Source organism: Sphingopyxis sp. EU05-FHT14B03, from assembly GCF_058790875.1.
In genome coordinates this window covers 48,050-74,386 of sequence record NZ_JBYTDC010000004.1, presented here as the reverse complement: position 1 = coordinate 74,386, position 26,337 = coordinate 48,050, and the positions used below count along the sequence as shown (strand labels likewise).

At 65.4% G+C, this 26,337-nt stretch carries 24 protein-coding genes; 13 read left to right on the top strand and 11 right to left on the bottom strand.

From position 1 onward, the window contains the following. Positions 1 to 27 precede the first annotated feature (27 nt). Genes AC3WS4_RS21780 through AC3WS4_RS21770 form a run of 3 tightly spaced genes read left to right on the top strand, consistent with a single transcriptional unit; the run spans position 28 to position 2,550 of the window. Positions 28 to 783: a hypothetical protein gene (locus AC3WS4_RS21780; RefSeq protein ID WP_492740377.1), complete on the top strand. Its 756-nt coding sequence runs from the start codon at positions 28 to 30 to the stop codon at positions 781 to 783. A 14-nt stretch (positions 784 to 797) separates the two neighbouring features. Beyond that, positions 798 to 1,151, top strand: a complete 354-nt coding sequence (locus AC3WS4_RS21775; protein WP_492740376.1) for an MmcQ/YjbR family DNA-binding protein — start codon at positions 798 to 800, stop codon at positions 1,149 to 1,151. 1 nt (position 1,152) lies between these two features. Beyond that, positions 1,153 to 2,550 carry a serine hydrolase domain-containing protein gene (locus AC3WS4_RS21770; protein WP_492740375.1) on the top strand — a complete coding sequence of 466 codons (1,398 nt, stop codon included), beginning with the start codon at positions 1,153 to 1,155 and terminating at the stop codon, positions 2,548 to 2,550. Here AC3WS4_RS21770 and AC3WS4_RS21765 read toward each other — a convergent pair. Continuing rightward, positions 2,547 to 2,957 carry a GFA family protein gene (locus tag AC3WS4_RS21765; RefSeq protein ID WP_187141828.1) on the bottom strand — a complete coding sequence of 137 codons (411 nt, stop codon included), beginning with the start codon at positions 2,955 to 2,957 and terminating at the stop codon, positions 2,547 to 2,549. The two genes, AC3WS4_RS21770 and AC3WS4_RS21765, sit on opposite strands and share 4 nt — an antisense overlap. A gap of 200 nt (positions 2,958 to 3,157) precedes the next feature. Between AC3WS4_RS21765 and AC3WS4_RS21760 the strand changes: the two genes are divergently transcribed. Genes AC3WS4_RS21760 through AC3WS4_RS21750 form a run of 3 tightly spaced genes read left to right on the top strand, consistent with a single transcriptional unit; the run spans position 3,158 to position 6,983 of the window. Further along, positions 3,158 to 4,813: a glycosyltransferase family protein gene (locus AC3WS4_RS21760; RefSeq protein WP_492740374.1), complete on the top strand. Its 1,656-nt coding sequence runs from the start codon at positions 3,158 to 3,160 to the stop codon at positions 4,811 to 4,813. Then, complete coding sequence (locus AC3WS4_RS21755; RefSeq protein ID WP_492742978.1) at positions 4,810 to 6,036, top strand: glycosyltransferase family 4 protein; 1,227 nt, start codon at positions 4,810 to 4,812, stop codon at positions 6,034 to 6,036. Before AC3WS4_RS21760 ends, AC3WS4_RS21755 begins: the two co-directional genes overlap by 4 nt. Continuing rightward, on the top strand, positions 6,033 to 6,983 hold the full coding sequence (locus AC3WS4_RS21750) for a lysylphosphatidylglycerol synthase domain-containing protein (RefSeq protein ID WP_492740372.1): 951 nt from the start codon (positions 6,033 to 6,035) through the stop codon (positions 6,981 to 6,983). The genes AC3WS4_RS21755 and AC3WS4_RS21750 overlap by 4 nt, the downstream gene beginning before the upstream one ends. 9 nt (positions 6,984 to 6,992) lie before the next feature. Here the strand turns inward: AC3WS4_RS21750 and AC3WS4_RS21745 are convergent, their stop codons facing one another. The 4 genes from AC3WS4_RS21745 to AC3WS4_RS21730 all read right to left on the bottom strand — a co-directional run bounded on the left by AC3WS4_RS21745 (position 6,993) and on the right by AC3WS4_RS21730 (position 12,306). After that, positions 6,993 to 7,982, bottom strand: coding sequence for a glycosyltransferase family 2 protein (locus AC3WS4_RS21745; protein ID WP_492740584.1), 990 nt, complete (start codon positions 7,980 to 7,982; stop codon positions 6,993 to 6,995). Between the two features lie 145 nt (positions 7,983 to 8,127). Beyond that, complete coding sequence (ptsP, locus tag AC3WS4_RS21740; protein ID WP_056346625.1) at positions 8,128 to 10,422, bottom strand: phosphoenolpyruvate--protein phosphotransferase; 2,295 nt, start codon at positions 10,420 to 10,422, stop codon at positions 8,128 to 8,130. A 55-nt stretch (positions 10,423 to 10,477) separates the two neighbouring features. Further along, on the bottom strand, positions 10,478 to 11,269 hold the full coding sequence (locus tag AC3WS4_RS21735; RefSeq protein ID WP_492740371.1) for a hypothetical protein: 792 nt from the start codon (positions 11,267 to 11,269) through the stop codon (positions 10,478 to 10,480). 32 nt (positions 11,270 to 11,301) lie between these two features. Then, positions 11,302 to 12,306, bottom strand: coding sequence for an NAD(P)H-dependent flavin oxidoreductase (locus AC3WS4_RS21730; RefSeq protein WP_187140226.1), 1,005 nt, complete (start codon positions 12,304 to 12,306; stop codon positions 11,302 to 11,304). A 200-nt stretch (positions 12,307 to 12,506) separates the two neighbouring features. Here AC3WS4_RS21730 and AC3WS4_RS21725 point away from each other — a divergent pair, with 200 nt between their 5' ends. Together AC3WS4_RS21725 and AC3WS4_RS21720 are read left to right on the top strand one after the other, a co-directional pair. Beyond that, complete coding sequence (locus tag AC3WS4_RS21725) at positions 12,507 to 12,677, top strand: YezD family protein (protein ID WP_082544952.1); 171 nt, start codon at positions 12,507 to 12,509, stop codon at positions 12,675 to 12,677. Positions 12,678 to 12,784: 107 nt separating this feature from the next. Further along, the gene (locus AC3WS4_RS21720) at positions 12,785 to 15,310 is read left to right on the top strand and encodes a TonB-dependent receptor (protein WP_492740370.1); all 2,526 of its coding nucleotides are present in this window, start codon (positions 12,785 to 12,787) and stop codon (positions 15,308 to 15,310) included. Positions 15,311 to 15,383: 73 nt separating this feature from the next. On the opposite strand, the gene AC3WS4_RS21715 is transcribed toward AC3WS4_RS21720, so the two are convergent. Further along, positions 15,384 to 15,524: a hypothetical protein gene (locus AC3WS4_RS21715; protein WP_187140228.1), complete on the bottom strand. Its 141-nt coding sequence runs from the start codon at positions 15,522 to 15,524 to the stop codon at positions 15,384 to 15,386. 364 nt (positions 15,525 to 15,888) lie between these two features. Between AC3WS4_RS21715 and katG the strand changes: the two genes are divergently transcribed. After that, entirely contained in the window at positions 15,889 to 18,081 is a 2,193-nt protein-coding gene (gene katG / locus AC3WS4_RS21710; RefSeq protein WP_492740369.1) for a catalase/peroxidase HPI, read from the top strand. Between the two features lie 101 nt (positions 18,082 to 18,182). Here katG and AC3WS4_RS21705 read toward each other — a convergent pair whose 3' ends face one another. Then, a complete protein-coding gene (locus tag AC3WS4_RS21705) occupies positions 18,183 to 18,608 on the bottom strand; it encodes a hypothetical protein (protein ID WP_492740368.1) in 426 nt (141 codons plus the stop codon). Between the two features lie 376 nt (positions 18,609 to 18,984). After that, complete coding sequence (locus AC3WS4_RS21700; protein WP_492740367.1) at positions 18,985 to 20,598, bottom strand: DHA2 family efflux MFS transporter permease subunit; 1,614 nt, start codon at positions 20,596 to 20,598, stop codon at positions 18,985 to 18,987. A 55-nt stretch (positions 20,599 to 20,653) separates the two neighbouring features. Between AC3WS4_RS21700 and AC3WS4_RS21695 the strand changes: the two genes are divergently transcribed. From AC3WS4_RS21695 to AC3WS4_RS21685, 3 genes are read left to right on the top strand one after another with little or no spacing between them, the layout of a single operon-like run. Beyond that, positions 20,654 to 21,247: a TetR/AcrR family transcriptional regulator gene (locus AC3WS4_RS21695; RefSeq protein WP_492740366.1), complete on the top strand. Its 594-nt coding sequence runs from the start codon at positions 20,654 to 20,656 to the stop codon at positions 21,245 to 21,247. After that, positions 21,244 to 21,660, top strand: a complete 417-nt coding sequence (locus tag AC3WS4_RS21690) for a PaaI family thioesterase (RefSeq protein ID WP_187140232.1) — start codon at positions 21,244 to 21,246, stop codon at positions 21,658 to 21,660. The genes AC3WS4_RS21695 and AC3WS4_RS21690 overlap by 4 nt, the downstream gene beginning before the upstream one ends. Continuing rightward, the gene (locus AC3WS4_RS21685; protein ID WP_492740365.1) at positions 21,657 to 22,766 is read left to right on the top strand and encodes an HlyD family secretion protein; all 1,110 of its coding nucleotides are present in this window, start codon (positions 21,657 to 21,659) and stop codon (positions 22,764 to 22,766) included. Before AC3WS4_RS21690 ends, AC3WS4_RS21685 begins: the two co-directional genes overlap by 4 nt. Here AC3WS4_RS21685 and AC3WS4_RS21680 read toward each other — a convergent pair. Continuing rightward, positions 22,763 to 23,686 (bottom strand): alpha/beta fold hydrolase, encoded by a 924-nt coding sequence (locus tag AC3WS4_RS21680; RefSeq protein WP_492740364.1) that lies wholly within the window; start codon positions 23,684 to 23,686, stop codon positions 22,763 to 22,765. The two genes, AC3WS4_RS21685 and AC3WS4_RS21680, sit on opposite strands and share 4 nt — an antisense overlap. Before the next feature lie 86 nt (positions 23,687 to 23,772). Further along, a complete protein-coding gene (locus AC3WS4_RS21675) occupies positions 23,773 to 24,360 on the bottom strand; it encodes a TetR/AcrR family transcriptional regulator (protein ID WP_492740363.1) in 588 nt (195 codons plus the stop codon). Positions 24,361 to 24,458: 98 nt separating this feature from the next. On the opposite strand from AC3WS4_RS21675, the gene AC3WS4_RS21670 reads away from it, so the two are divergent. Beyond that, on the top strand, positions 24,459 to 25,037 hold the full coding sequence (locus tag AC3WS4_RS21670; protein ID WP_492740362.1) for an inner membrane-spanning protein YciB: 579 nt from the start codon (positions 24,459 to 24,461) through the stop codon (positions 25,035 to 25,037). Positions 25,038 to 25,043: 6 nt separating this feature from the next. Here the strand turns inward: AC3WS4_RS21670 and AC3WS4_RS21665 are convergent, their stop codons facing one another. Continuing rightward, on the bottom strand, positions 25,044 to 26,291 hold the full coding sequence (locus AC3WS4_RS21665; RefSeq protein ID WP_492740361.1) for an aspartate kinase: 1,248 nt from the start codon (positions 26,289 to 26,291) through the stop codon (positions 25,044 to 25,046). Positions 26,292 to 26,337 lie beyond the last annotated feature (46 nt).

Below are 26,337 nucleotides of genomic sequence, written 5' to 3'. Positions count from 1 at the left end.
GGGTCGCACCATGTCCGGGAAACAGCCATGTCTTTGACCCTTGCGCTCGCCGCCATCGCGACGCCCGTCATTTCCTGCCCCAGTGGCAGCATCGAAAGCGAATGCAGCCGCGCCGATGTCGCGGGGAAGATTGCGCTCGCGCCCGACCGCGTCGCGAAGATCGCCGACACTTGCCTCTATGATTATGGCGGTCGCTGCGGCGTCGAGGCGAGCGGGCGGATCGAGGTGCCCGAACGCGGCGGCACCTTGTTGTGGCAGAAATTGTCGCTCGCCCCGCGCGATGGTCCGGGCGCGTGGATGGTCGTACTGATCGCGCGCGATGCGGCGGGCAAGACGGCGCTTGCGGGCTTCGCCGAAAGCTCGGGCTCGATCGGTACTCCCGACCTCGTGTCGAGCAATGGCGAGCGGAGCCTCGTCCATGTCACCGGGACGCTGGCGGGCAGCGGCGGCGGCAACGCCGACGCGCTGTTCGCGGGGGAGGGCGCGGCGGCGACCTGGCACCAGATCGATATCGGCGGCTGGTACGACGAAGGCGGCAAGTTGCTCCCCAAGGGCTATTGGCTGCGCGGCCCCGCCGACTTCCGCTTCGACGAGATGTTCGCGATCGTCCCGGTTGCGCGCGACGGCGACGGCAATTGCTGTCCGCGCGGCGGGCAGGCGCTGTTCGACTATTCGATTGTCGGCGATCGGCTGGTTGTCGATGGCATGCGGTTCCAGCCGATGCAGCCGGCCGGGGACGCGGTGGAGCAGGTCGTGGTGCGCCCCAAGCCGCCAAGATACTGAGAGGCGGAGCCGACATGACACCGAAGTTCGACAGCTGGGCCGATGTCGTCGCCTTTGCCTGCGCGCTCCCCGATGTCGAAATGCTGCCTTTCTATGGTACGCCCTGTCCAAAGCTCAACGGCAAGGCGCTCGCTGCGCCGGGGCGCGAGGCGGGCAGCTTCGCGGCGATGTGCCAACCCGACGAAAAGGACATCCTGCTTGAAACCGATCCCAACACCTTCTGGCAAACCCCGCATTACGAGGGTTGGCACGCGCTGCTCGTCCGCTTCGGGGCGGACGATCCCGAACGTATCGCCGATGTCCTCCGCCGCGCCTGGTGGGACCGCGCCAAAAAGCAGCAGCGCCAGGCCTTTGGCGCGCGGCCCTGAGATGGTGCGGCGATTTGGGCTTGGCCTGCTCCTTGCGGCGACCGCGATCCCGGCGCACGCTGCGGAACCCAATGCCGAGATCAGCCGCGCGTGGGCGGCGGGTTATCGTGCCGGGGCCACCTGTTCGGCGCTGTGGAACGGCGCGGGCAAGGCGCTCGCCGATATCGAGCGCGACGAACTCACCAATATCTACCCCGAGATCGAACCCGATATGCGCCTGCAAAAGGCCGATATCGACGACAAGGCGAAGCGGGTGAGCGTGCGCTACCGAGAGGACATGCCGCCGCGCATCGCCGAATGGGACGGCGAACAGGGCTGTGTGACCTTGCCCATCGGCGCGGCGCCGGGCGAGCGGAGCGGCTATCGTCCCGGCCGGCCGAACCTCGACGACCAGCCATGGCCGCTCGGCGATCGCGACGCGCTGGCGCCGCGGCCGCGCAACGCGACACCTTATGAGCTGGCGACGATGGATATGGAGCGCTTCGGCGGGCGCACCAGTTCGCTTATGATCGTCAAGGGCGGCAAGATCGCGGTCGAATGGTATCAGCCGGGGCACGGCCTCCACACCGCGCAGCGCACCTTTTCGGTCGCCAAGTCGATGGCGGCGACGCTCATCGGCCATGGCGTGCTGAACGGCGACATCGACGTGACCCAGCCCACGATGATCGCCGACTGGCAGACGCCGGGCGATCCGCGCGCCGCGATCACCACCGAACAATTGATGCGCATGGCGAGCGGGCTGACCAGCGACACCGCGGGCAACCGCAGCGACGCCATTTACATGGGCGGCGCGTCGGTGCGGCAGTGGACGGTGCAATGGCCGCTGCTCAACCCGCCGGGCACCGTCTATCGCTATGCCAACAACGACACGTTGCTCGCGGTCCAGTCGCTCAAGGCCGCGCAGCAGAAGACCGAAGACGAAAAGAACAAACGCTCGGCGGTGATCCGCCGCGACCTGCACCTCGATCCCACCGCCTTCTTCGACCGGCTGGGCATGACCCGCACCTTCGCCGAGCATGACAAGGACGGCGATTATATCCTGTCGAGCCAGGTATCGACCACCGCGCGCGATCTCGCGCGGCTCGGCCTGCTCTACCAGAATGACGGGATGTGGGCCGGCAAGCGGGTTTTGCCCGAAAATTGGCGCCGCTTCGTCACGACGCCGAGCGGACCGCAGCCGGCCGGCGACTTCGGCTATGGTGCCGGCTTCTGGCTCTTCAACAAGTCCGATGGCATTCCCGCCGACGCCTTCGGCGCGTTCGGCAATCGCGGCCAATATATGGTCGTCATCCCCTCGCGCGGGCTGGTGATCGTGCGCCAGGGGTATGACGACGGCAAGGTGCGGCTCGACATCGCCGCGCTGGTCCGAGCGATCGTCGAGGCGGACGGCAGGCGCTAGCCCGGATAGCGCTCGAAGGTCGGCAGATCGCCGAGCGTTTCCATCCAGCCGATGCGCTCGGCGGTCTGGATCTGCACCTGTGCGGGGATCAGGTCGGGGTCGTCGAGCGTTGCGGACTGGACGTCGATCTGGCCCGGGAACACCGCGTCGCTGGTGTAGAAAAGCCCGGTGCCGCAATCGCCGCAGAAATGGCGACGGCCATGGTCGGACGAGGCATAGATTTTCGGCGTGCCGGTGACTTCCAGCTCGTCCTGCCCGACCAGCGCCCAGCCGACGAGCGGCGCGCCGGCGTGGCGGCGGCAGTCCTGGCAGTTGCACAGCGCGTGGTGGACGACGGTGGTCGGCATCGAATAGCGGATGGCGCCGCAATGGCATTGGCCGGTGGCGCGGGTGGGGGTCTCGCTCATGTTCCTCTCCTGTCGAATCGATATGCGGAACATAACGGAAACATTTTTGGAGTCCAGTTGCGGCACCCATGTCGTGGTTAACAGCAAATTAGGAGTTTCTATGCTGTTGTCGGCGAATGGGGACAATCGAACGAGCAGACGCGGAAAGGGGCGTGCCGGACTCGGCGAGGGCGGCCGTCTTTCATCGAGCAGGCCGTCCTTTGGCGCTGCTCCTCGCCTATGTCCTGCTGCTCTGTGCGTTCTATTCGGGTGACGCGAATCTCAGCCTGTTCTATCTGCACCGACAGGATCTGCCGCTGCTTCTGACGGGTCTCGGTCTGCTCGCGATCTGCTGCTGGCGGGTGGCGCCGCGTCCTGCGGCGTGGACGGCGGACTGGCGGCTGGCCTTGCTGATCGGAACCGGATTGGCGCTGATTTCCTGGGCGGGCCACAGCTGGATTCTCTCCGGCTATGACCTGAGCCGCGACGAACAGATGGCGTCGTTCGACGCGGCGGTGTTCGCCAACGGATCGCTGGCCGCGCCATTGCCGGGCATGTGGCGCGACCACGCGCCCGCGTTGAACACGATGTTCATGTATGCTGCCGATCCCCGGGCCGCGTGGGTGTCGGATTATCTGCCGCTGAACGCTGCGCTTCGCGCCTTGGTCGGCCTCGTCGTTGCGCCCGCGATAACCGGACCGCTGATGACGCTGCTCGGGGCTCTGGCCTTGTGGGGCTGCGCGCGGCGCATCTGGCCGGACAGCCGTGAGACCGCAGTTGTCGCGTTGCTGCTCTATGCGGGTTCGGCGCAAGTCGTCGTCACCGGCATGACGGCTTATGCGATGCCAGCGCATCTTGCATTGAATCTCTGCTGGCTGTGGCTCTTTCTCCGTCGCCGCCGATGGGCGGATATGGCGGCGCTGGCGGTCGGCTTTGCGGCGGTCGGACTGCACCAGCCGATCATGCATCCGATGTTCGCGGCGCCGGTACTTTTCCTCCTCCTGCTGGAAAAGGACTGGCGCCGCGCCGCGCTCTACTTCGTCGGCTATGCCGCAATCGGGCTTTTCTGGCTGTGGTGGCCTCACTGGATTTCGACGCTGGTACAGGTCGACGGTGCGATGCAACAGGTGCGCGATTCCGGTTATGCGGTGCGGTTGATGAATGCGCTGGCGGCGGGCGACGGGATGCGAATGGCGAATATGATCGCCAATCTAGCCCGCTTTGCCGCTTGGAATCATCTGCTGCTGATCCCGTTGCTGATTGCCGGCTTTCTGGCCGCGCGCCGAGATCGGTTGGCGGGAGCACTGGCGGGAGGGCTGATCCTGACGCTTGTCACCATGACCGTCATCCTTCCTTATCAGGGCCATGGTTTTGGGTATCGCTATCTTCACGGCCAGATCGGCAATTGCATCCTGCTCGCCGTTTTCGGGTGGCAGGCGATTGGCGCGGAGACAGGCCGATGGCGCACGCTGCTGCGCCGCACCACCTGCGCCGGCGCGCTGATTCTGTTGCCGTTGCAATTATGGTTCGCGCATGGCTTCTATGCGCCGGCCGCCGCCGCATCGGCGCGTATCGACCGCAGTGGAACGGATTATGCGGTGATTGGGGAGTCAGATGTGCCGTTTTCTGCGGATTTGGTGATCAATCCTCCCCGTCTGGACGGGCGCCCGATACGCCTGTTGCGTGGTGGCCTGAATCCGGAACTCGTAGGGATGCTCTGTGCGCGTCGGTCCACGGTCGCGATGGTCGAACCGACGCTTTTGAAGCCGGTCGTGGACTATTATGGTTTCGGAAAACTGCCGGATGCAGAGGAGGCGAGCAGGGACGCGGCGGCGCGATTGCGTGTTGCCGGCTGCACGGTGACGCATCTGCGATGACCGGGGCGCCTTCCCTGGATTCGCGGCTTGCCCGCGATCCTTCGCCCGGGGATGAGCGGGCCGTCGGCGTGGTCGGCGGTCGGCGGATCGCGCTCGTCAGTGCCTATTATCCCGCACATGGAGGGGGCATGGAACTCGCCTGCGCCGAACTCGCGGACGCTTTGCGGCGCGCAGGTATGCGTGTCGAGTGGCTTGCGCAAGCAGAGGGCGTGGTTCCGGAGCGGCCGGGCATCGACCATATACCCTTGGCCGGGACCGACTTCATCTACGCGCTCAGCGGCGTTCCCGCGCCGCTGCCGATGCCATGGACGCTGCCGACGATCGCGCGCGCGGTCCGGCGCGCTGACGTCGTCGTCATCGCGGAGGCCAATTTCGCGCTCAGCGTGGTCGCGTTTGTCGTGGCGAAATGGCATCGAAAGCCGATTTTCCTGGTCCAGCACGTGGGCGAACCATCGACGGTGTCGAAAATGGCCCGGGCCGTCATGCGAGCGGGCGAAGCACTGGCAGTGCGCCCGATGGTGCGCACCGCGGAGGCTGTGGTCTACGTCAGCCCCGTCGTCGCGCGGCATTTCGACGGAGTCCGTACGCGCCCTGATAGCGAGACTATCGGTCATGGTCTCGACCTCGGCCTATTTCGTCCTTCGGCTGGCGCGGACGAACGGGACGCCGATCGCGCGGCGTTGACACCCGGGCAAAATGGCAAGATTGCCGCCGTCGTCGGGCGCCTGACTGAAAGCAAGGGCATTATGGTGGTCGCGGAGATGGCCCGGCGGCGTCCGGACTGGACCTTTGCCATTGCGGGGACCGGCCCGGTCGACCCGGCCCGATGGGAACTGGGCAATGTAAGGATATTGGGGCAACTCGACCGGGCAGAGGTGGCGCGGCTTTACCGAGCGAGCGACACGCTGGTTCTTCCCAGCCCCTCGGAAAGCTTCTCGCTCGTGGTGCGCGAAGCGCTGGCATCGGGCTGTGGCGTCCTTTGCTCCGAACAGATATTGGAAACCGATGCTGGACTTGCACCTTTCATCGTGACCGAAGAGGTCGATTTGCGCGATGTGGCGGGCACGGCTCAGCATTTCGCCGCTGCGCTGGACCGGACGCCGACCGCGTCGGCGGATGAGGCGCGCGCCTATGTTGCGCGGCAATGCTCCCCGGATTTTTTGTTCAGTCGCTATCTGCGACTGATCGAAAGGCTGGCGGGCAATTGCGGACATCGTGCATGACGCGACGCACCCGCTTTATCCTCATCATTTCTTCCATCGCCTTGGCTGGGCTTGCGATGGCGCTGTGGGTGCGGAGCTTCGGTGTGTCGGGCGCCGAGTTTCAGACGCTTTTTGATCATCTCATTCTATGGCCCGTCGTGCCGCTCCTTGCTCTGGTGGTCGGCCATGTCGCCTTGTCGTCGTGGCGCTGGTCGCTGATAGAAGAGGTGCTTTCCGGCGTTCGCCCGCGGTTCGGCCCGGCCTTCGCAACAGGTGCCTTCGCGCAGGGACTGGGAACGTTCCTGCCGTCTCCGCTCGTCAACGTCGCCTGTCGCGGACTCGCAAATCGCCTTAGCGGGACGAGTGGTCTTCGGGGCGCACTGTCGGGTGGCATCGATCAGGTCGCCGATTTCGCGGTCGTGCTGCTGCTGGCGATACCGGCCATCGCGGCGTTCGTTCACCGCGATATCCTGATATATCTATGGGGCTGCGCGTTGATGGTGCCGCTCGGACTGGGCATGATATTCTTGTTGCCGACCGCGATCGGGTGGTTTCGTCCGCCGGCTTTTCTGCGCCGCGTGCATGACGCCGCGTCACGGTTCGACCGAGTGACCCTGTGCAAACTCTATGGCATTTCGCTTGCGCGGTTCATCAGTCTCACGCTGATGAATATCGCCGTTCACGCTGCAATCGGTACCGTGACGATTGCGGCCATTCTTGTAGGTGTGCCACTGGTAGCGTTGGCGACGTCCGTCGCGATGCTCCCTGGCGCCTTTGGCATTTCCGAATGGAGTTTCTCGGTCATTTTCGCGGGTTTCTCGATCGGAGCGGCCGATATTGTCCTGTTCGTGCTCGCCAACCGCATCCTGCTGACCGGTACATCGCTGGCGGTTGCCGCAGCGACGCTGTCGATCAAGGCGTCCGGCTGGCTCGTCGGACCGTCGCGCCGGCAGCGTCCCGATCGCTGAGCGTTTTGTTCAACCCTGGTTTTTCAGACGCGCCTCGATGCCTGGCAGTTCAAGATACCGAAGCAGCTTCGCTTCTTTGCGGCCGCGCGTCACCGTGTCGAGGATCAGGCCGCAGAACAGGCTGAGGAAGCCGAGGATCATCGTCCCCGTTGCAAGGATCGCGGTGGGCAGGCGCGGCACGGTGCCGCTACGCATATATTCCGCGATCACCGGATAACCGAATATCAGCGAGGCCGTCATCATCGCCAGCGCCACGATACCGAACAGGAAGAATGGCCGCTCCTGTTTGAGCAGGGTGACGATCGTCCACAGGATGCGGAAGCCGTCGGACACCGTCTGCAGCTTGCTTTCGGATCCCTCGATGCGATCCTTGAACCGCGTTGGCATCTCGGCGACCGGCATCGCCAGTTGCAGCGCGTGGATCGTCAGTTCGGTCTCGATCTCGAAACCCTGCGACATCAGGGGAAAGGACTTCACGAACCGCCGCGAAAAAATGCGGTAACCGCTGAGCATATCGCTGAAGCCGCCGCCGAACATGGTGCGGACGAGCGAGGTCAGCATCCAGTTGCCGAAGCGGTGCGCCGGACGATAGGCCGTGCCGCTGGTATCGACACGGGTGCCGACGACCATGTCGAGCCCATTGTCGACCAGTTCGGCGACAAGCGACGACACCGCCGACGCGTCATAGGTCTCGTCGGCGTCGCACATGATATAGATGTCGGCGTCGATGTCCGCGAACATGCGACGGACGACAAAGCCCTTTCCCTGGCGCTTTTCCGAGCGGACGACGGCCCCGGCGCTCTGCGCCACCGCGACGGAATCGTCGCGGCTGTTGTTGTCATAGACGTAGATGGTCGCATCGGGCAGCGCGGCGCGGAATCTCTCGATCACCGTTCGCAGCACCAGTCCCTCATTGTAACAGGGAAGCAGTACTGCGACCCGTATCGCCTCGTCGTTCCCGGGAACGTCGTTCGCCGCATCGAACTGGCCCACGCGCATGAACATATGCCGGAAAATCCCTGTCTAGCCCCACCGAATTCCTTTCCGGGAGCTAGACACAATTGGTTAACAAGCCCTTAGAAGAAAGCCGGAAGGTTGGATTTTTGGCGCCGTGGCGGGCGGGCGCGCCGCCGCCTCGCGGATGTCAGTCGCCGAGGTCGACCTGATGCGCCTTGGCCCAATCGGCATATTGGGCGCGGGGCGTCGATGTCGGCTGCGCGAGGATCGCAGGGATGTCGCGCCGCAATGCGGCAAGGTCGAGCGAGCGGATCATCGCCTTGACCGGCCCCACGCCAGCCGGGGTGATCGACAGCCGCTCGATGCCGATGCCGAGCAGCGCCATTGCTTCAAGCGGGCGTCCGCCCATTTCGCCGCACACGCCCAGCGTGACCTTCGAGCCCGCGACGGTCTTCACGACGCGTGACAGGAAACGCATCACCGTCGGCGACAGCCAGTCATAGCGTTCGGCGAGGCGCGGGTGGGCACGGTCGGCGGCGAACAGGAACTGAGTGAGGTCGTTGGTGCCGATCGACAGGAAGTCGAGGTGCGGCAGCATGAGATCCAGTGTTTCCGCCAGTCCCGGCACTTCCAGCATCGCGCCATAACGGATCGCGACCGGCAATTTCTTGTTGTGGCTGGCGAGCCATGCGCGCTGGCCGACGAACAGCGCGCGCGCCGCTTCATATTCCCATGGCTCGGACACCATCGGGAACATGACGTTGAGCGTCCGCCCCGCCGCCGCTTCCATCAGCGCGCGCGCCTGGACCTTGAGCAGGCCTTCGCGTTCAAGCGCGAGGCGCAGCGCGCGCCAGCCCATCGCCGGATTTTCCTCGAGCACCGTGTCGGTGTTCATATAGGGCAGCGCCTTGTCGCCGCCGATGTCGACGGTGCGAAAGATCACCGGCCGGTCGCCCGCGGCGTCGAGCACGTCGCGATAGAGGCGCTGCTGACGCTCGCGTTGCGGCATCGTCGCCGACACCAGGAACTGGAACTCGGTGCGGAACAGCCCGATACCGCGCGCCCCGGTCAGATCGAGCGCCGCAATATCCTCGCGTAGCCCGGCGTTGATCATCAGTTCGATCGACACGCCGTCCTTGGTCACCGCCGGCAGGTCGCGCAGCGCCGCAAGATTGGCGCGGCGCTTCTGCGAAACCTCCAGCTTGGCGTCGAAAGCGTCGTCTGTCGACGGGCTGGGACGGACGTGCACCGTCCCATCGGCCGCGTCGAGCAACAGCATGTCGCCGTCGCGGATGACGGTGCGGACATCGCGCACGCGCCCAATGACCGGCACCCCCATCGCGCGCGCGACGATGATGACATGCGCTGTCAGCGACCCTTCCTCGAGCACCACGCCCTTCAGACGGCGGCGATCATATTCGAGCAGTTCGGCAGGGCCGAGGTTGCGCGCGATCAGGATCGAATCCTGCCGCAACCCCATCTGCGCCGCCGTGCCGAGCTGGCCGGAAACGATCCGTATCAGCCGATTGGAGAGGTCCTCCAGGTCGTGCATCCGGTCGCGCAGCAGCGGATCGTCGATCTGGCGCATCCGCATGCGGGTGCGTTGCTGGACGCGCTCGATCGCCGCCTCGGCGGTCAGGCCGCTGTCGATCGCTTCGTTGATCCGCCGCGACCAGCCCTCGTCATAGGCGAACATCTTGTACATCTCGAGCACTTCGTCATGCTCGCCGCCGACGCCGAATTCGGCTTGGCTCGCCATGCGGTCGATCTGTTCGCGCATCTTGTCGAAGGCCGCGTAAACTCTGTGACGTTCGGCTTCGGTATCCTCGGCGACGGTATGTTCGATGACGACGCGCGGCTGGTGGAACACCGCGACGCCGCGGCCCATGCCATCGACGAGTTTCTGGCCGGTCAGCCGCTGGCTCGACTGGTCGGCCTCGGCAGCGTCGATCCGTGCGGTGGTGTCGACCAGGTCAGCGTTGGCGATCAGTTCGGACAGCACCATCGCGACGGTCTGCAGCGTCTCGATCTCGATATCGTCATAGCGGCGCGGGTCGCTGTGCTGGACGCAGAGAACCCCGACCGCACGCTCGCGGCGGATGATCGGCACCCCGGCAAAGCTATGGAACAATTCTTCGCCGGTTTCGGGGCGATAGGAGAAGTCGGGATGCGCCGCCGCTTCGTCGAGGTTGAGCGTCTCGATCTGTTCGGCGATCGTGCCGACCAGACCTTCGCCAAGACCGAGGCGCGTGACATGCACCGCCTCCTGCTTCAACCCGCGCGTCGCATAAAGTTCGAGCGCACCCTCGCGCAGCAGATAAATCGAGCAGACCTCGCTATCGAGGCATTCGCCGATGATACCGACGACCTGGTTGAGCTTGCCCTGCGCGTGGGTGCGCGCGGCCATCACCTCGTGCAGCCGCGTCAGGATCGTGCGCGCCGACTGGGCGGCGGTCGAGGGCGGGGGCGGGGCGTTTGTCATGTCCCGACGGTGCTAACAGATGCCGTGCCCCGACGCCAAGGGCGTGCGTGAATATTTACTGTTCGCCGCCTAGTTGCCCGGATTGGCCCCGGGGCGTCGTCGGACTATAAGCGGCGCCCGGCGCGGTCGTCGTCGTCGGGCCATAGATCACGCTCGGGTTTGTCGTCAGCGGGGCCGGTGCGCTCATGATCGGCGGCGGGGGCGCATATTTGGCGTCCCATTCCATGACGTCGAGCTGGTATTTCGCATAGGCTTCATAGAAATCGACGAAGGGCTGGTCGAGCCGCGCAAGATGGGCTGGTGCCTGCGCGACGACGTCGGCGGGGGGTGTCGTCGACACGATCTGCGCGACCTCGTTGGCGCGCGCGCAGAAGGCGCGCTGGGCAGGCGGCTGCGCGAAATAGTTGAACAACTGGGTCGACAGGCGATCACGCTCCTTGATGCCGTTCGTCTTGTTCGCCTTGCCGAGGTCGGTGATGACGGTCTTTTCAGTCGCCTTGATCGCTTTGCCATGCGACTTGATGATATTGTTGTAGGCTGAAACCAGAGTGGCTTCCTCCAGCCCGCGGCAGCCGATCGCGGCGACGTTCAGCGCGATCTTCATCTGCCAGAAGGCGCGGTCGCCGGTGACGTTGCTGTTCGCGGTCACGAAGCGTCCGTCGATCGCGCGACCGGGCAGGATCTGGGTCAGCGAGGCGTTGCCGGGCGGCAGCGGGCGCGGCGGTACGATGATCACGACCGGCGGCGGAGGCGGCGGGGGAGGCGGCGGGGGCGGCGGCGGCGGCTTGGTGCAGCCCGCGATGCTCGCAAGCAGTCCGACGACGATAATCTTCCGCAACAAAGTCATGCTCCACTCCCCAGCCGCCAAATCATGCGGCATCAACCCCGGGCCTGCAAGGCGGCTTCGGCCTGCTGCACCAGCGACGCGATGATTTCCCCCACGGTCTCTTCGCCGGTTACCATACCGACAGATTGCCCTGCCATTAACGAACCGTTTTCGACGTCGCCGTCGATCACCGCGCGGCGCAGCGCGCCAGCCCAATAATGTTCGATCTGCAACTGTGCCTCCAGCATGTCGACGCTGCCGCCGTCGAGCAGATTGGCGACTTCGCGCTGCTTGGCGGTGAATTCCTCGGTGCCAGCATTTTTCAGCGCACGCACCGGGATGACAGGCAGGCGCGGGTCGATCTGGACGCTGGCGACGGCGTCACGCGCCGAAGCGCGGATGAAGGCCTTTTTGAAATTGGGGTGCGCGATGCTTTCGGTCGCGCAGACGAAGCGAGTGCCGAGTTGGACGCCCGAGGCGCCCATCTCCAGATAGCCCGCGATCGCCTCGCCGCGGCCGATGCCGCCGGCGACGAAGATCGGCACCTCGTCCGCGAGCGCGGGCAGGATTTCCTGCGCCAGCACGCTCGTCGACACGGGGCCGATATGTCCACCGGCTTCCATGCCCTCGATCACCAGCGCGTCCACGCCGGAACGGACCAGCTTCTTGCCCATCGCCAGCGTCGGCGCAAAGCAGATCACCTTCGCGCCGGATGCCTTGATCGCCTCGAGGCTGCCCTTGGGCGGCAGGCCACCGGCGAGCACGACATGCCCGACGCGATGCTTCGCGCAAATGTCGATCAGGTCGAACAATTGCGGGTGCATGGTGATCAGGTTGACGCCGAAAGGCTTGGTCGCGAGCGCCTTGGTCGCCGCGATTTCGGTATCGAGCAATTCGGGCGTCATGGCACCACAGGCGATCACGCCGAAACCGCCGGCGTTGCTGATCGCGCTGACCAGGTTTCGCTCCGAAACCCAGCTCATCGCACCGCACAAAATCGCGTATTCGCTGCCCAGAAGCGCGGTTCCGCGCGCCATCAGATCGTTAATTTTTGTCATCGCACACGCCTTTGCCAGCACTGGGAGTCGCGCGCAATCCCTAGCGTCCCGCGCGTGCAAAACGCGCCGATCGGCAAAATTTCGCTTGGGCGTGCGAACCGGGCCTTTCGCCGCAGAAAGCAAATCAATCATTGTCAACTAAATCGATTGGCATATGCTTGTGGACGAATCGACAGGGTGTCGCAGGGAAAGGGAAACAAATGTCCGCTTCAGCAGAAAAGGCTCCGGTCCAGCGCGAGGCTGTGTCGCGTTCCGTCCAGACGGTGCTCGACGCGCTTGAAAAGCTGCGCTTCGGTGCGATCCAACTTACCGTGCATGAAGGCAAGCTGGTGCAGGTCGATATCACCGAGCGCCATCGCTACCCGAACTGATCCATCTCCCAAGGGGGCTAGCCTTTGCCCCATCCTTAAAATGCCGCAGACCGGACCGCCGGATGTGGCAATTTTTCGTGCAACTTCAAAGCAACAGGAAAATTGTCATGACCGCGAGATATCCGTCCGTGCGTGGCCGCTTGTCGGCCAGCGCCATCACCCTGTCCTTCGTGCTCGCCTTCGCGGCGCAGCCGGCCGTTGCGGCGGAGGGCGCCACGACTGCCGATGAGGAAGCCGCCACTTCGGCCACCGCCACAGCGCAGGACGATGATGTCAGCCGTGGCGATATCATCATCGTCACCGCCCGCCGCCGTCAGGAAACGGCGCAGGAAGTGCCTGTCGCCATCTCGGTGATCCGTGGCGATTCGATCGAGGCGACCGGCAATTTCAACGTCGTGAAACTCCAGCAGCTCGCGCCGACGCTGCAGGTCTATACCTCGAACCCGCGCAACACCTCGGTCAACATCCGTGGCCTTGGCGTTCCCTTCGGGCTGACCAGCGACGGCTTCGAGCAGGGCGTCGGCATCTATGTCGACGACGTCTATAATTCGCGCGTCGCCGCCGCGACCTTCGACTTCCTCGACGTCGACCAGGTCGAGGTGCTGCGTGGGCCGCAGGGCACGTTGTACGGCAAGAACACCACTGCCGGCGCGATCAACATCACGACCAACCAGCCGACCTTCGATTTCGAGGGCCGCGCCGAAGTGACCGTCGGCAATCTCAATTTGCGCCAGGCCAAGGCGGCGGTCTCCGGTCCGCTGTCGGACAAGATCGCGGCGCGCATCGCGATCGCCACCACCAGCCGGCGCGGCACTTTGTTCAACACCCGGACCGACCGCTGGATCAACGAGCAGGACAATCTGGGCCTTCGCGGCCAGCTTCTGTTCCAGCCGAACGAGGATCTCAGCATCACGCTGGCGGGCGACTACAGCAAGCAGGACCCCGAGTGCTGCGGCACCGCCTTTGTTCGCGTCGGGACGACGCAGCGGGCGCTCACCCGCCAATATGACGCGATCATCGCCCGGCTGGCCGCTGCCAACCCCGGCTATAATTACACGGTGCCGAGCCGCAACGTCTATGATCGCCTGACCGACATCGATGCCAGCCTCAATGCCGGCAACAAGATCGGCGGCGCTTCGCTGCGCGTGAAGTGGGATGTCGGTCCCGGCACCTTCACCTCGATCACCGCCTGGCGCTTCTGGGACTGGCTGCCCGAGAACGACCGCGACTTTACCGGCGCTTCGGTCGTCGCGAGGTCGCAGAACCCGTCGCAGCAGGATCAGTATAGCCAGGAATTCCGCTATAATTACGAAGGCGACAAGATCGACTTCGTCGCCGGCCTGTTCGGTTTCAGACAGCGGATCGATACCCAGGGTACCGAGCAGCAGGGGATCGACGCCACGCGCTACAGCCTGGCGCCGTCCACCGATCCGACCAATGTCTATAATCGCCCCGAGGTCCTCAACGGCCTGACCGCCTCCAATACCCAATTTCTGAAGGCCGACAGCGCGGCATTCTATGGGCAGCTTAGCTATAACCTGACGCCGGAACTGACCATCCAGCCGGGTATTCGCGTCAATTACGACAAGAAAGAGGGCTTTTATCAGCGCGTCGTGACCACAGGGGCGGGGCAGGTGATCACCAGTTGCGCCCCGACGGCGACCGCAGGCAATGCCGTGCTGACAGCGCAGTGCGGCATCTATCAGCCGCAGCTCACCGCGCCGTCGGTGAGCGACTGGAACTTCAGCTACGACCTGAACGTGAATTACAAGGTCGCGCCGGACGTGCTGGCCTATGCGACCTATGCCAAGAGCTTCAAGACGGTCGGCATCAACCAGAACGGCCTGCCGCTCGATACGAACAATCAGCCCGTCCTCAGCGCCAGCACGGTGAAGCCCGAATCGGTCAACCATTTCGAAGTCGGCCTCAAGACCCAATTCTTTAACCGCCTTGCCACCTTCAACCTCACCGCCTTCCGCACGGAGATCAAGAATTTCCAGGCGACGGTGAACGGCGGCCAGTTCGGCACGGTGCGCGGCTATCTGGCCAATGCGGAGAAGGTGGTTTCGCAGGGGCTTGAAGCGGATTTCAAGATCCGCGCCAGCGACCGCTTCACGGCCTATGCCAACGGCGCCTATACCGACGCCAAATATCAGAAATTCACCAGCGCGCCATGCCCGCCCGAACTGTCCGGCGGCACGACCGCCGGCGTCGGCGTGACGCCGGGCGCGGCGGGTGTTCCCGGTGCGCTCAGCCCGCGCCAGTGCGATATCTCGGGCCAGCGCCTGCCGGGCGTGTCGAAATATGCCTTCTCCTACGGCGCCGAAGCCAATGCTCCGGTCACGCTGCTGGCGAAGGAAGGCCAAGTCTATTTCGGCATCGACGGCAATTACCGTTCGCATTGGAATTCGAACGCGTCGCCGTCGATCTACACCGACGTCAAAGGCTATGCGCTGACCAACTTCCGCGCCGGCTTTCGCGGTGACGGCATCGACGTCTTCGCCTGGGTCCGTAACGCCTTCGACGTGAACTATGTCGATCTGTTGCAGGTCGCACCCGGCAACACCGGTCTGATCGCCGGTACGGCCGGCGATCCGCGGACATGGGGCGGGACGGTCAAGGTCAGTTTCTGATCCCCACCGCCTTCGGACAAAGGAAAAGGGGCCGCTCCGGCAGGAGCGGCCCCTTTCTCATGCAGCCTGCCCGTCAGCGCTGCTGCTGGTTGTCGCGGTCCTGGTCGGGCCGCTGACCGCCCTGCTGGCGATCCTGGCCGCCCTGCTGTTGCTGCTGCTTGCGACGTTGTTCCTCGTCGCGCTGCTGCTGCTCGTTGGGGTTTTGGTTAGCCACTTGCTCTCTCCTATTCGCCGCGCCGGGGGTGGGCGTGACCCTCGATCAACCCTTGGGCCTTCCCGCTGTTGCATCCGCCGCGCCGCCTTTCGCCGGGGCGTGGCGGCGGCGCGACCAACGTCATTTCCTTGCCGCAACCCGCGACGCTGTGATCGGTTCGTTCAATGACTGAATTCAGCTTATTCGGTTATGTCGATGGAGGGGGGCCGCCTATCCTTTCCATCCCAAGGCGAAAGGATGACCCCATCGACTCGCGGCCAGCCCCTGCCGAAGCCTGTCCCGCGACCCTCGCGTCGGCGCGTCATGCGCCGGTCATCGCCCGCCGCCACGATCAGCAAACAAAAAACCCCAAAGGAGAGACTGCATGAACGACCAGACCCCCATCGGCAGCGGTTGCCCGGTTCACCAGCCCGGCGGCGTCCGCGCGCTGCTCGGCCGCACCAACAAGGACTGGTGGCCGGATATGCTGGCGACCGAGATCCTTACCCCCAATGGCTCGTCGAACCCGCTCGGCGCCGACTTCGATTATTCGAAGGCGTTCGCGTTGCTCGACTATCGGGCGCTGAAGAATGACCTGACCGCGCTGATGACCGACAGCCAGCCCTGGTGGCCGGCGGACTATGGCCATTACGGTCCCTTCTTCATCCGCATGGCCTGGCACGCCGCGGGCACCTATCGCACCGCCGACGGGCGCGGCGGCGCCAACAGCGGGCAGCAGCGTTTCGCGCCGCTCGACAGCTGGCCCGACAACGGCAACCTCGACAAGGCCCGGCGCCTGTTGTGGCCGATCAAGCAAAAGTACGGCAACAAGATCAGCTGGGCCGACCTGTTCATCCTGACCGGCAATGTCGCGATCGAAAGCATGGGCGGCCCGGTCTTCGGTTTCGGCGGCGGCCGAGCCGATGTGTTCGAGCCCGAGCGCGACATCTATTGGGGTTCGGAGGACAAATGGGTCAACGAGGGCGTCCAGACCCGCATCGACCCCGACAAGGGACTGGAAGCGATCGAAGGGCCGCTCGCCGCGATCCAGATGGGGCTGATCTACGTCAATCCCGAAGGGCCGGGCGGCAACCCCGATCCGCTGTTGTCGGCGCGCGACATCAAGGAAACCTTCGAGCGCATGGCGATGGACCATGAGGAAACCGTCGCGCTGACCGCGGGCGGCCACACATTCGGCAAGGCGCATGGCAATGGCGATGCCTCGCTGCTCGGCGCGGCGCCCTCGGGCGGCGACCTGGCGGCGCAGGGCTTCGGCTGGGTCAGCAGCCACGAAAGCGGCGGCCTCGGCGAGCATAGCGTCACCAGCGGCATCGAAGGCGCGTGGGTGAATACCCCGACCGAGTGGTCGGAGAATTATTTCCGCCTGCTGCTCGACTATGATTATGAGCTGGTCCACTCGCCCGCCGGTGCGCAGCAGTGGCAGCCGGTGAACCAGAAGGAAGAGGACAAGGCGCCCGCCGCGTGGGACCCGAACATCAAGGTTCCGACCATGATGACCACCGCCGACATGGCGCTGAAGGTCGACCCCGAATTCCGCGTGATCAGCGAGAAATTCCGTAACGACCATGACGCGTTCAAGGACGCCTTCGCTCGTGCATGGTTCAAGCTGACCCACCGCGACATGGGGCCGAAGGTCCGCTATCTCGGGCCCGAAGTGCCCGCCGAAGACCTGATCTGGCAGGATCCGATCCCTGCCGGCGCTGCACCCTCCGACGCCGACGTCAAGGCGGTGAAGGACAAGATCGCCGCCAGCGGCCTGACCGTCAGCGAACTGGTCAAGGCGGCGTGGGCCTCGGCGAGCACCTATCGCAAGTCGGACTTTCGTGGCGGCGCCAATGGCGCGCGCGTGCGGCTGGCGCCGCAAAAGGACTGGGAGGTCAATGAACCGGCGATCCTCGGCAAGGTGCTGGGCACGCTCGACGGCCTGCGCGGCAATCTGTCGCTGGCCGACACGATCGTGCTGGGCGGCGTGGTCGGCCTGGAAAAGGCGATCAAGGATGCGGGCTTCGGCGTGACGGTGCCCTTCACCGGCGGCCGCGGCGATGCGAGCGCCGAACAGACCGACGCCGACAGCTTCGCGGTGATGGAACCCGAGGCCGACGCCTTCCGCAATTATCTCGGCAAGAAGAAGCTGGCGGTGAAGACCGAGGAAATGATGCTCGACCGGGCGTCCTTGCTGGGTCTGTCGGTTCCCGAAATGACGGTGCTGGTCGGTGGCCTGCGCGTCCTCGGCGCCAATCACGGCGATCGCGGTCATGGCCATTTCACCAAGCGTTCGGGCCAGTTGACCAACGACTATTTCGTCAACCTGCTCGACATGACCAATGTGTGGAAGGCCGTCGATGGATCGGGCGACGAGGAATATGTCGCGACCGACCGCAAGAGCGGTGGCGAAACCTGGCGCGCCACCCGCGCCGACCTGGTGTTCGGTTCCAACTCCGAACTGCGCGCGGTTGCCGAGGTCTATGCCGAGACCGGCCATGAGGAGAAGTTCGTGAAGGACTTCGTCAAGGCCTGGACCAAGGTGATGAACGCCGACCGTTTCGACCTTGCCTGATCGGTAATAGCGACGGGTCGCAGGAACCCGCCCCCGGGGATATCGACCCGGGGGCGGGTTTTCTTTTGGCTTAAAGCGACAAAGGATACGCACGCACGCGTTCAAAATGTCTCCTTTGTCGCTTTAGCGAAGCCTTCGTCACGCAGTACGGCGTGGACGACCGCCATGTCGGGACCGCCGCTGACGTCGATGGCTCCGCCCTTCAGGACGCGGACGGTGGTGACGCCGTTGAGCGCGCGGTCCATCGCGATGCTGAACTGGTGCGTGCGGCCCATCACGATGGCGCGGTCCCACGCGGCGGCGAAGCTTGCCGCCTCCGCCCGTTCGCGGAGGCGATAGGCGGACGCCCGGCCCATGCCGACGGCGCGTGCCGCCTTGCCCACCGAACTCATCGCTTCGAGCGCGCGGATGAAATTGGCCTGGGTTTCGGGCGTCCAGCCGTCGGCGCGATGGCGCTGCGCGGGGACGGCTGCGAAGGCGAGGCAGGTGCCGGCGAGGAGCGCGGCGGGTGAGTCGGTCTGTTCCATCTGCCAGTTTGGAACATAGCGGGATATTTTAGGAAAGAAGTTTTTTGGGTGGGGGACTGGAGGACTGGTTTGGGGTGGAGAGAGGACGTTTTTTAAACCGTCGCCCCCGCGAAGGCGGGGGCCGCTAACGGCCTATTTCCGAATCGCTGCGTAAACCGACAGCGGCCCCCGCTTTCGCGGGGGCGACGTCTTGTTTCGGTCGTTACCGGCCATTTCATTCCTCCCTGTCGCGAAGCGATGGGGAGGTGGCAGCGCGAAGCGCTGACGGAGGGGCGATGGCGCCAGCGTCGCTGGGCCCCTCCACCATCCGCTTCGCGGACGGTCCCCCTCCCCATGGCTGCGCCACACGGAGGATTTTTTGTGGCCGGTCTCCACCCTAGTGCGCGTCCCTCGGCGCCGGGCCGCCGATTGGCGGCGGCTTGCAGAAGGGGATCATGACCAGCGCGGCGAGGAAGATATAGGACATCAGGCGGAAGACATCGTCGAACGCCAGCGTCAGCGCGTGGCGGCCGACGAGCCGGGCCATCGTCGCGTCGGCCATCAGCGCGGCCTGCTGCGGGTCCGACACCCAGGTGCCGATATAGTGGGTCAATTGCGCGGCCGCTTGCTGCGCGCCCTGCGCCGACTGGCCGAGCGCTTCCGAAATGCGCAGCGCGTGGAGGCGCGCATTGTCGCCGAGCCAGGTGTTGACCAGCGCGATGCCGATGGCGCCGCCGAGATTGCGCATCAGGTTGAACAGGCCCGAGGCATAGCGCAGCTCGGCGCCCTCGAAATTGCCGAGCGCGAGGCCGACCGAGGGGACGATGCACAGCATGATCGCAAAGCTGCGCACGACCTGCGGCCAGAACAGCGCGGCGAAACCCCAGTCGGGGGTCATGAAGCTGAACATCCATAGGCCGAGCGCGAACAGGCTGAGTCCGAAGGTGATGATGATGCGCGGGTCGACGCGCTGCGATAGCGCGGCGGCAATCGGCACGCCGAGCAATTGCGCCAGCCCTGAGACGAACACCGTCGTCCCGATTTCGGCGGCATTATAGCCGCGCACCCGGCCGAGGAAGATCGGGACGAGATAGGTGCCGGCATAGAGGCCGAAACCGATCACGAGGTTGAAGACGCAGGCAAAGGCGAAAGTCGGCTTGCGGAAGGGCGTGAGTTTGACGATCGGCCCATCGGAGCGGAAGGAGCGTTCGAGGAACAGCGCGAAGGCGACGAGCGACAGCCAGGCGGCGATCGCGATCGACGGCTCGCTGAACCAGTCGTGCTTCGGCCCTTCCTCGAGCACATATTCGAGCCCGGCGAGGAAAACCGCCATCGACCCAAGATGCACCCAGTCGATCCGGCGCAGCATCGACCAATCCGCCTTGTCGACGCGTACCAAGGCGAGGATCGCGATCGTAACCGCGATCCCCGGCGCGACATTGATGAAGAACACCCAGCGCCATCCCAGCGCATCGGTGATCCAGCCGCCGACCGTCGGGCCGAGCGTGGGCGCGAGCACCGACACCATGCCGAGGATCGCGGGGATCATCGCGCGCTGCTTGCCCTCGAACAGCATATAGCCGGTGGCGAACACCGTCGGCACCATCGCGCCGCCGACAAAGCCCTGGATCGCGCGGAACAGGATCATCGATTCGATGTTCCACGCGAGCCCGCACGCCATGCTGGCGATGGTGAACAGCCCCGCCGACGCCGCGAACAGCCAGCGCGTCGACATCGCCTGCGCGAGGAAGGCGGCGAAGGGGATCATCACCAGTTCGGCCATCAGATAGGCGGTCTGCACCCAGCTGATCTCGTCGGGGGCGGCGCTGAGCCCCGCTTGCACCTCGTTGAGCGAGGCGGCGACGATCTGGATGTCGATCAGCGCCATGAACTGGCCGAACGCCATCACCGCGAAGATCAGATATTTGCGCGAATTGGGCATCGCCGCCGGGTTGAACGGCGTGTCGGCGGGAGCGGGGCCTGACCCGGCGGAGAGGGGAATCGATGCCATCGGGCTTGTGTCCTGCTGCCTTTATATTATATGCATCATATAAAGGAGATCGCAAGTGCGCTATTCGAGTGGGCATCGCGCCGAAACGCGCGAACGGGTGTTGAAGGAAGCGGCGAAGGAAATTCGCGCCAAGGGTCCCGACAATGTCGCGGTCGCGGGCATCATGGCGCGCGCGGGACTGACCCACGGCGGCTTTTATGCCCATTTCCCATCGAAGGACGCGCTGGTCGGCGAGGCGATCGGGACGATGTTCGCCGATGCGCGGGCGCGGACCGAGCGGATCGATGCCGCCGGCGATCCGAAAGCCGTGTTGCGCGCCTATGTCGATTTCTACCTCTCGCCCGCGCATCGCGACAGTCGCGACCGGGGGTGTCCACTGCCGACGCTGTCGGGCGATTTCGCGCGGTCCGAACCCGCGACGCGCGACCGGTTCGGCGCCGGGGTGGTCGGCATTGCTTCGCGCCTTGCCGTGCCGCTGGCGACGCTCGGTTGCACCGATGCCGAGGCGGAATCGCATGCGCTGCTCGCGCAGCTTGTCGGCGGGGTCGCACTGGCGCGCGCGGTCGGCGATCCCGCGCTCTCCGACGCGCTGCTGGCCGACACCCACGCCAGCATCGTCGCGCGCTATGGACTGGAGATCGCGCCATGACGCTTGCCAAGGTGCAGGGGCTGATCGCCGCGGGCGGGCGCCCGCCGATCGGGCATACGCTGGGGTTTCAGCTCGTCGATGCGGGCGAGGGTTGGGCGGCGTTCGAGGGGGTGCCGGGACCCGAACATTATAATCCGATGGGAACGGTCCATGGCGGCTATGCCGCGACCCTGCTCGACTCGGCCTGCGGCATCGCGGTGGTGACCAGGCTCGCCGACGATCAGGCGATGACGACGCTCGAACTCAAGACCAGCTATCTGAAGGCGATGACCGACAAGACCGGCACGGTGCGCGCCGAGGGGCGGGTGATCTCGATCGGTCGCCGCGTCGCTTATGTCGAGGCGAAGCTAACCGATGCGGAGGGGCGGCTCTATGCCACGGCGACGTCGACCCTGCTGGTGATCACGCCATGAACGCGCCGACGGTGATCGAGGCCGAAGCCCCCGTGGCGAGGCGTTTCGCCTTCCCGAAAAAGGCTTGGAAGGTCGGCCTGATCGCGCTGCTGGTTGCCGCCGCGGGCATCTGGTGGCTGACCGCGCCGCGCACCGCGGAATCGACCGACAACGCCTATCTGCAGGCCGATTCGAGCACGGTGGCGCCAAAGGTCGGCGGGCTGGTCGCGGCGGTGCTGGTGCAGGATAACCAGGCGGTGAAAGCGGGCGACCCGCTCGTCCGCATCGACGCGGAGGATTATGACGCGCGGCTGCAGGCGGCGGTCGCCGCGGTCGCCGACGCCGATGCGCGGGTCGCGACGGCGCGCGCGGCGCTGGCCGCGCTTGGCGCCGACGAACGGCTTGCGGCGGCGCAGATCCGGGCGGTGGGAACGCAGATCGCCGCTGCCGACGCCGAATCCGTGCGGGCGTCGGCCGACCTCAAGCGGTACGACAGCCTGCTCGTCGATGGCTTCGTCACGCGCCGCGATGCCGACCAGGTGCGCGCGACTGCGGTCGGCGCGGCATCGGCGGCGCAGCGCTCGCGCGCCGACCTCGGCACCAGCTACGAACAGGCGGCGGTGACCAGGGCGCGGCGCCCGGTGTTGCTCGCGCAGATCCAGGCGGCCGAGGCGGCAGCGCTAAAGGCCCGCGCCGCGCTGGCGCTGGCGCGGCAGGACAAAGGGCATGCGCTGGTCCGGGCGCCGATCGCCGGCGTGGTCGGCAACCGCCAAGTGCAGGTCGGCGACTATGTCCAGCCGGGCTCGCGGCTGCTGACCCTCGTGCCGACGCGGTCGCTCTATGTCGTCGCCAATTTCAAGGAGACCCAGACGCGCGAGATGCGGTCCGGGCAAAAGGCCGAGGTCCATGTCGATGCGCTCGGCGGCGATCCGCTGACCGGTACCGTTGAAAGCCTCGCGCCCGGTTCGGCGAGCGAGTTCACTTTGCTGCCGTTCGAGCCCGGATCGGGCAATTTCACCAAGATCGTTCAGCGTGTCGGGGTACGGATCCGGCTCGATCCGGAACAGGCGGCGCTGGCGCAATTGCGCCCCGGCCTGTCGGTCACCGCGACGGTGCGGCTGCGCTAGGGGGCGTTCAGGAAGGCGGCGACCATCTTCACCGTCGCGTCGGGCTGTTCTTCCATCAGCCAGTGCCCGGCGTCGGGGATCACGCCTTCGCTGACGTCGGTTGCGGCAAAGCGCATGACGAGCGCCATCGTCGGGCCGAAGGATTTGGCGCCGCCGATCCCCAGCACCGGCATCGTCAGTTTCTGGCCCTTGGCGAGCCAGGCGCGGTTGTCGATGGCGTCCTGATCGAAGGCGGCGAACTGCGCGAACCCCGAATGCATGCCGCCGGGCAGCGCATAGAGCCTGGCATAATGATCGCGCGAGGCTTCGTCGAACCGCTTGGGATCGGCCGAAAACTCGTTCCAGAAGCGGTCGAGATAGATGCGTTCGCGCCCGGCGACGAGCCGTTCCATGTCGGGGCCGCCGAAGCGGAAATGCCAGAGCAGCGGGTTCTTCAATATTTCGTCCCACGGCCCGACCCCGGGAACCGGCGCGTCGAGCAGCGCGAAGCGGGTGACGCGATCGGGCTGCTGCGTCGCGAGCGCGAAGCCGACCATGTTGCCGATGTCGTGGGTGACCAGCGCGAACTTGCCGATCTTGAGGCTGTCGAGCACGGCGGCGATATCGCGGCCCTGCGTCGCCTTGTCATAACCGCCGTCGGGATGCGCCGACAGCCCCATGCCGCGCAGGTCGGGAACGACGACGGTATGATCCTTCATCAGCGCGGCGGCGAGCGGCGCCCACATGTCGCCCGTCTCGCCATAGCCGTGGAGCAGGACGACCGCGGGTCCCTTGCCGCCGACACGGACATGCAGCGTCGTGCCATTGGCCGCGATCTCCTGCGTCGTGAAGGCGGTCGGGAAGGGCGGAACCTGCGCAGCCGCGGGAACGGCGGTCAGCGTGAGCGCCAATGCCGCCAAGAAACTGCCGGGAAATCTCATCGCCCTTGCCCCTCCGTCGACGGAAGCGAGTGCACCGCCTCTGCGGGCGGGCATGCGCCGGATGCCGGGCCCGCGCAAGGCCGGCCTCAGCCCTTCAGCATGTCGTCGAGCAATGCGAGCGCATCCTCGCGCGGGGCGCCCGCATCGAGCAACGGGTTGAGGCGATCGTCGAGCAGCAGGATCGCATAGCCATGGACCATGCTCCACGCCCGCGCCGCATGGGCGCGGGTGGCGCGCGCGACGTCGGGGTCGCCTTCATGGGTGGCGGCGACCGAGCCGGTCAGCGTGCCGAAGGCGCGCTCCATCGCGGCGTTCAGCGCCGGGCGCGATTTGTCGAGGCGTTCGCCGCGGAACATCAGCTGGAACAGGCCGGGCTCGGCGAGCGCGAATTCGACATAGGCGCGGCCGATCGCGTTGAGCTTGTCGGCGGGCGCGGTTTGCGCGGCGGCGGCGGCCTGCATGCGATCGGCGAAGCGCGTGAAGCCGATCGCCGCGAGTTCGCTGAGCAGGCCGGTCAGGTCGTCGAAATGATTTTTTGGGGCGGCGTGCGAGGCACCGACCTCGCGCGCGACCCCGCGCAGGGTGAGGCCGGCGACGCCATCGCGGTTCACGATTTCCTCGGCCGCCGCGAGCAGCGCCGCGCGCAGGTCGCCGTGATGATAGGGTTTGGTCATGGCCGCCGATTAGCGCGTCAATGTTTACGGTGTCAATTTATGCTTGACTCGACGATCCGCCCGCTCGATATTGACAGTGGAAACATTGGAGGTGCGATATGTCCAGACAGCTTTTCTATGCGCTCGGGCCGATGCTGTTCGATTCCCTCGGCATTATCGTTTTCGCGGTGTTGCTCGGCCTCGGCGCGGGGATCGTTCCGGCGACCGTCGCGGGGACGATCGTCGCGCTCGCGGTCGTCGGGTACGAATTGGCAAGCGGCCACAAGGTCGCGGCGCTGCAATGGATCAGCCTCGCATCGGTGCTGTTCACCGCCGCCGCGACCCTGCTGACCGGCGACCCGCGCTTCGTGATGGCCAAGCCGACGATCGTCTATCTGATCGTCGGGACGGTGATGCTACGGAAAGGCTGGCTCAATCGCTATATCCCGCCCGAGCAACTGGCACTGGTCGGCGACGTGATGGATCGTTTCGGCATGATCTGGGCCGCGCTGATGTTCTTGAGCGCCGGCCTCAACCTGATCGTTGCGATCTTCTTCACGACCGGGTGGCCGCTGTTCATCGGGATATTCCCGCTGGCTTCGAAGTTCGGCCTGTTCGCGATCCACGTCGCTGTCGTCTATCTGATTGGTCAGGCGCGGCTGCGTCGCCGCGCGGCGGGGTTGCAGCCGGCCGAATAGACAGGGTCAGTCGGCGTCGAGTCCGTAGGCGGTGTGCAGCACGCGCACCGCGAGTTCGGTTTCATCCTCGTCGATCAGCACGCTGACCTTGATCTCGCTGGTCGAGATCGCCTGGATGTTGATGCCGCGGTCGGCGAGCGCACGGAACATCGTGCTCGCGACCCCGGCGTGGCTCTTCATGCCGACGCCGACGACGCTGATCTTGGCGACCTTGTCGTCGCTGATGATGCGGTTGAAGCCGATCTTGTCCTTCGACGCTTCTAGCAGGTCGATCGAGCGGAGGAGGTCTGTGCCCGGGACGGTGAAGGTCACGTCGGTCTCGCCCTTTTCGCGGCCGACATTCTGGATGATCATGTCGACGTTGATCCCGGCGGCGGCGAGCGGGCCGAAGATGTTCGCCACCGCGCCCGGCTTGTCGGGCACGCGGGTGACGATGATCTTCGCTTCATTCTTGTCGTGGGCGATGCCGGTGATCAGCTGCCGTTCCATCTGATGTTCCTCTATTTCCTGGTCGCTGACGATCATCGTGCCTTTTTTGGGAGCCTCATCGCCTTCGACGAAGCTCGACAGCACCTGCACGCGCACGCCCATCTTCATCGCGAGCCCGACCGAGCGCGTTTGCAGCACCTTGGCGCCGACGCTCGCGAGTTCTAGCATTTCCTCATAGGTCACATAATCGAGCTTGCGCGCGCGCGCGACGATGCGCGGGTCGGTGGTGTAGACGCCGTCGACGTCGGTGTAGATGTCGCAGCGGTCGGCCTTGAGCGCCGCGGCGACCGCGACCGCGCTGGTGTCCGAGCCACCACGGCCGAGCGTCGAGATCCGGCCGTCGTCCATCATGCCCTGGAAGCCGGGGATCACAGCGACCTCGCCGCGCGCCATCGCGGCGCCGAGTGCGCCGGTGTCGATATCGATGATGCGCGCGCGGGCATGCGCTTCCTCGGTGCGGATCGGCAGTTGCCAGCCGAGCCAGCTGCGCGCCGGGGTGCCCATCGCCTGCAGCGTCAGTGCGAGCAGGCCCGAGGTCACCTGTTCGCCTGCGGCAACGACGACGTCATATTCGGCGGGGTCGTACCGCGGGTTTGCCTCGCGGCAGAAATTGACGAGGCGGTCGGTTTCGCCGGCCATGGCGGAAACGACGACCGCGACCTCGTTGCCGTTGGCGACTTCGCGCGCGACGAGCTTCGCCACGGTGCGAATTCGTTCGGTGCCCGCCATCGACGTGCCCCCGAATTTCATCACGATCCGCGCCATCTCGCCCCGCTTTCAAGAAACTGGTTTCCACCGCAACATTCGTACA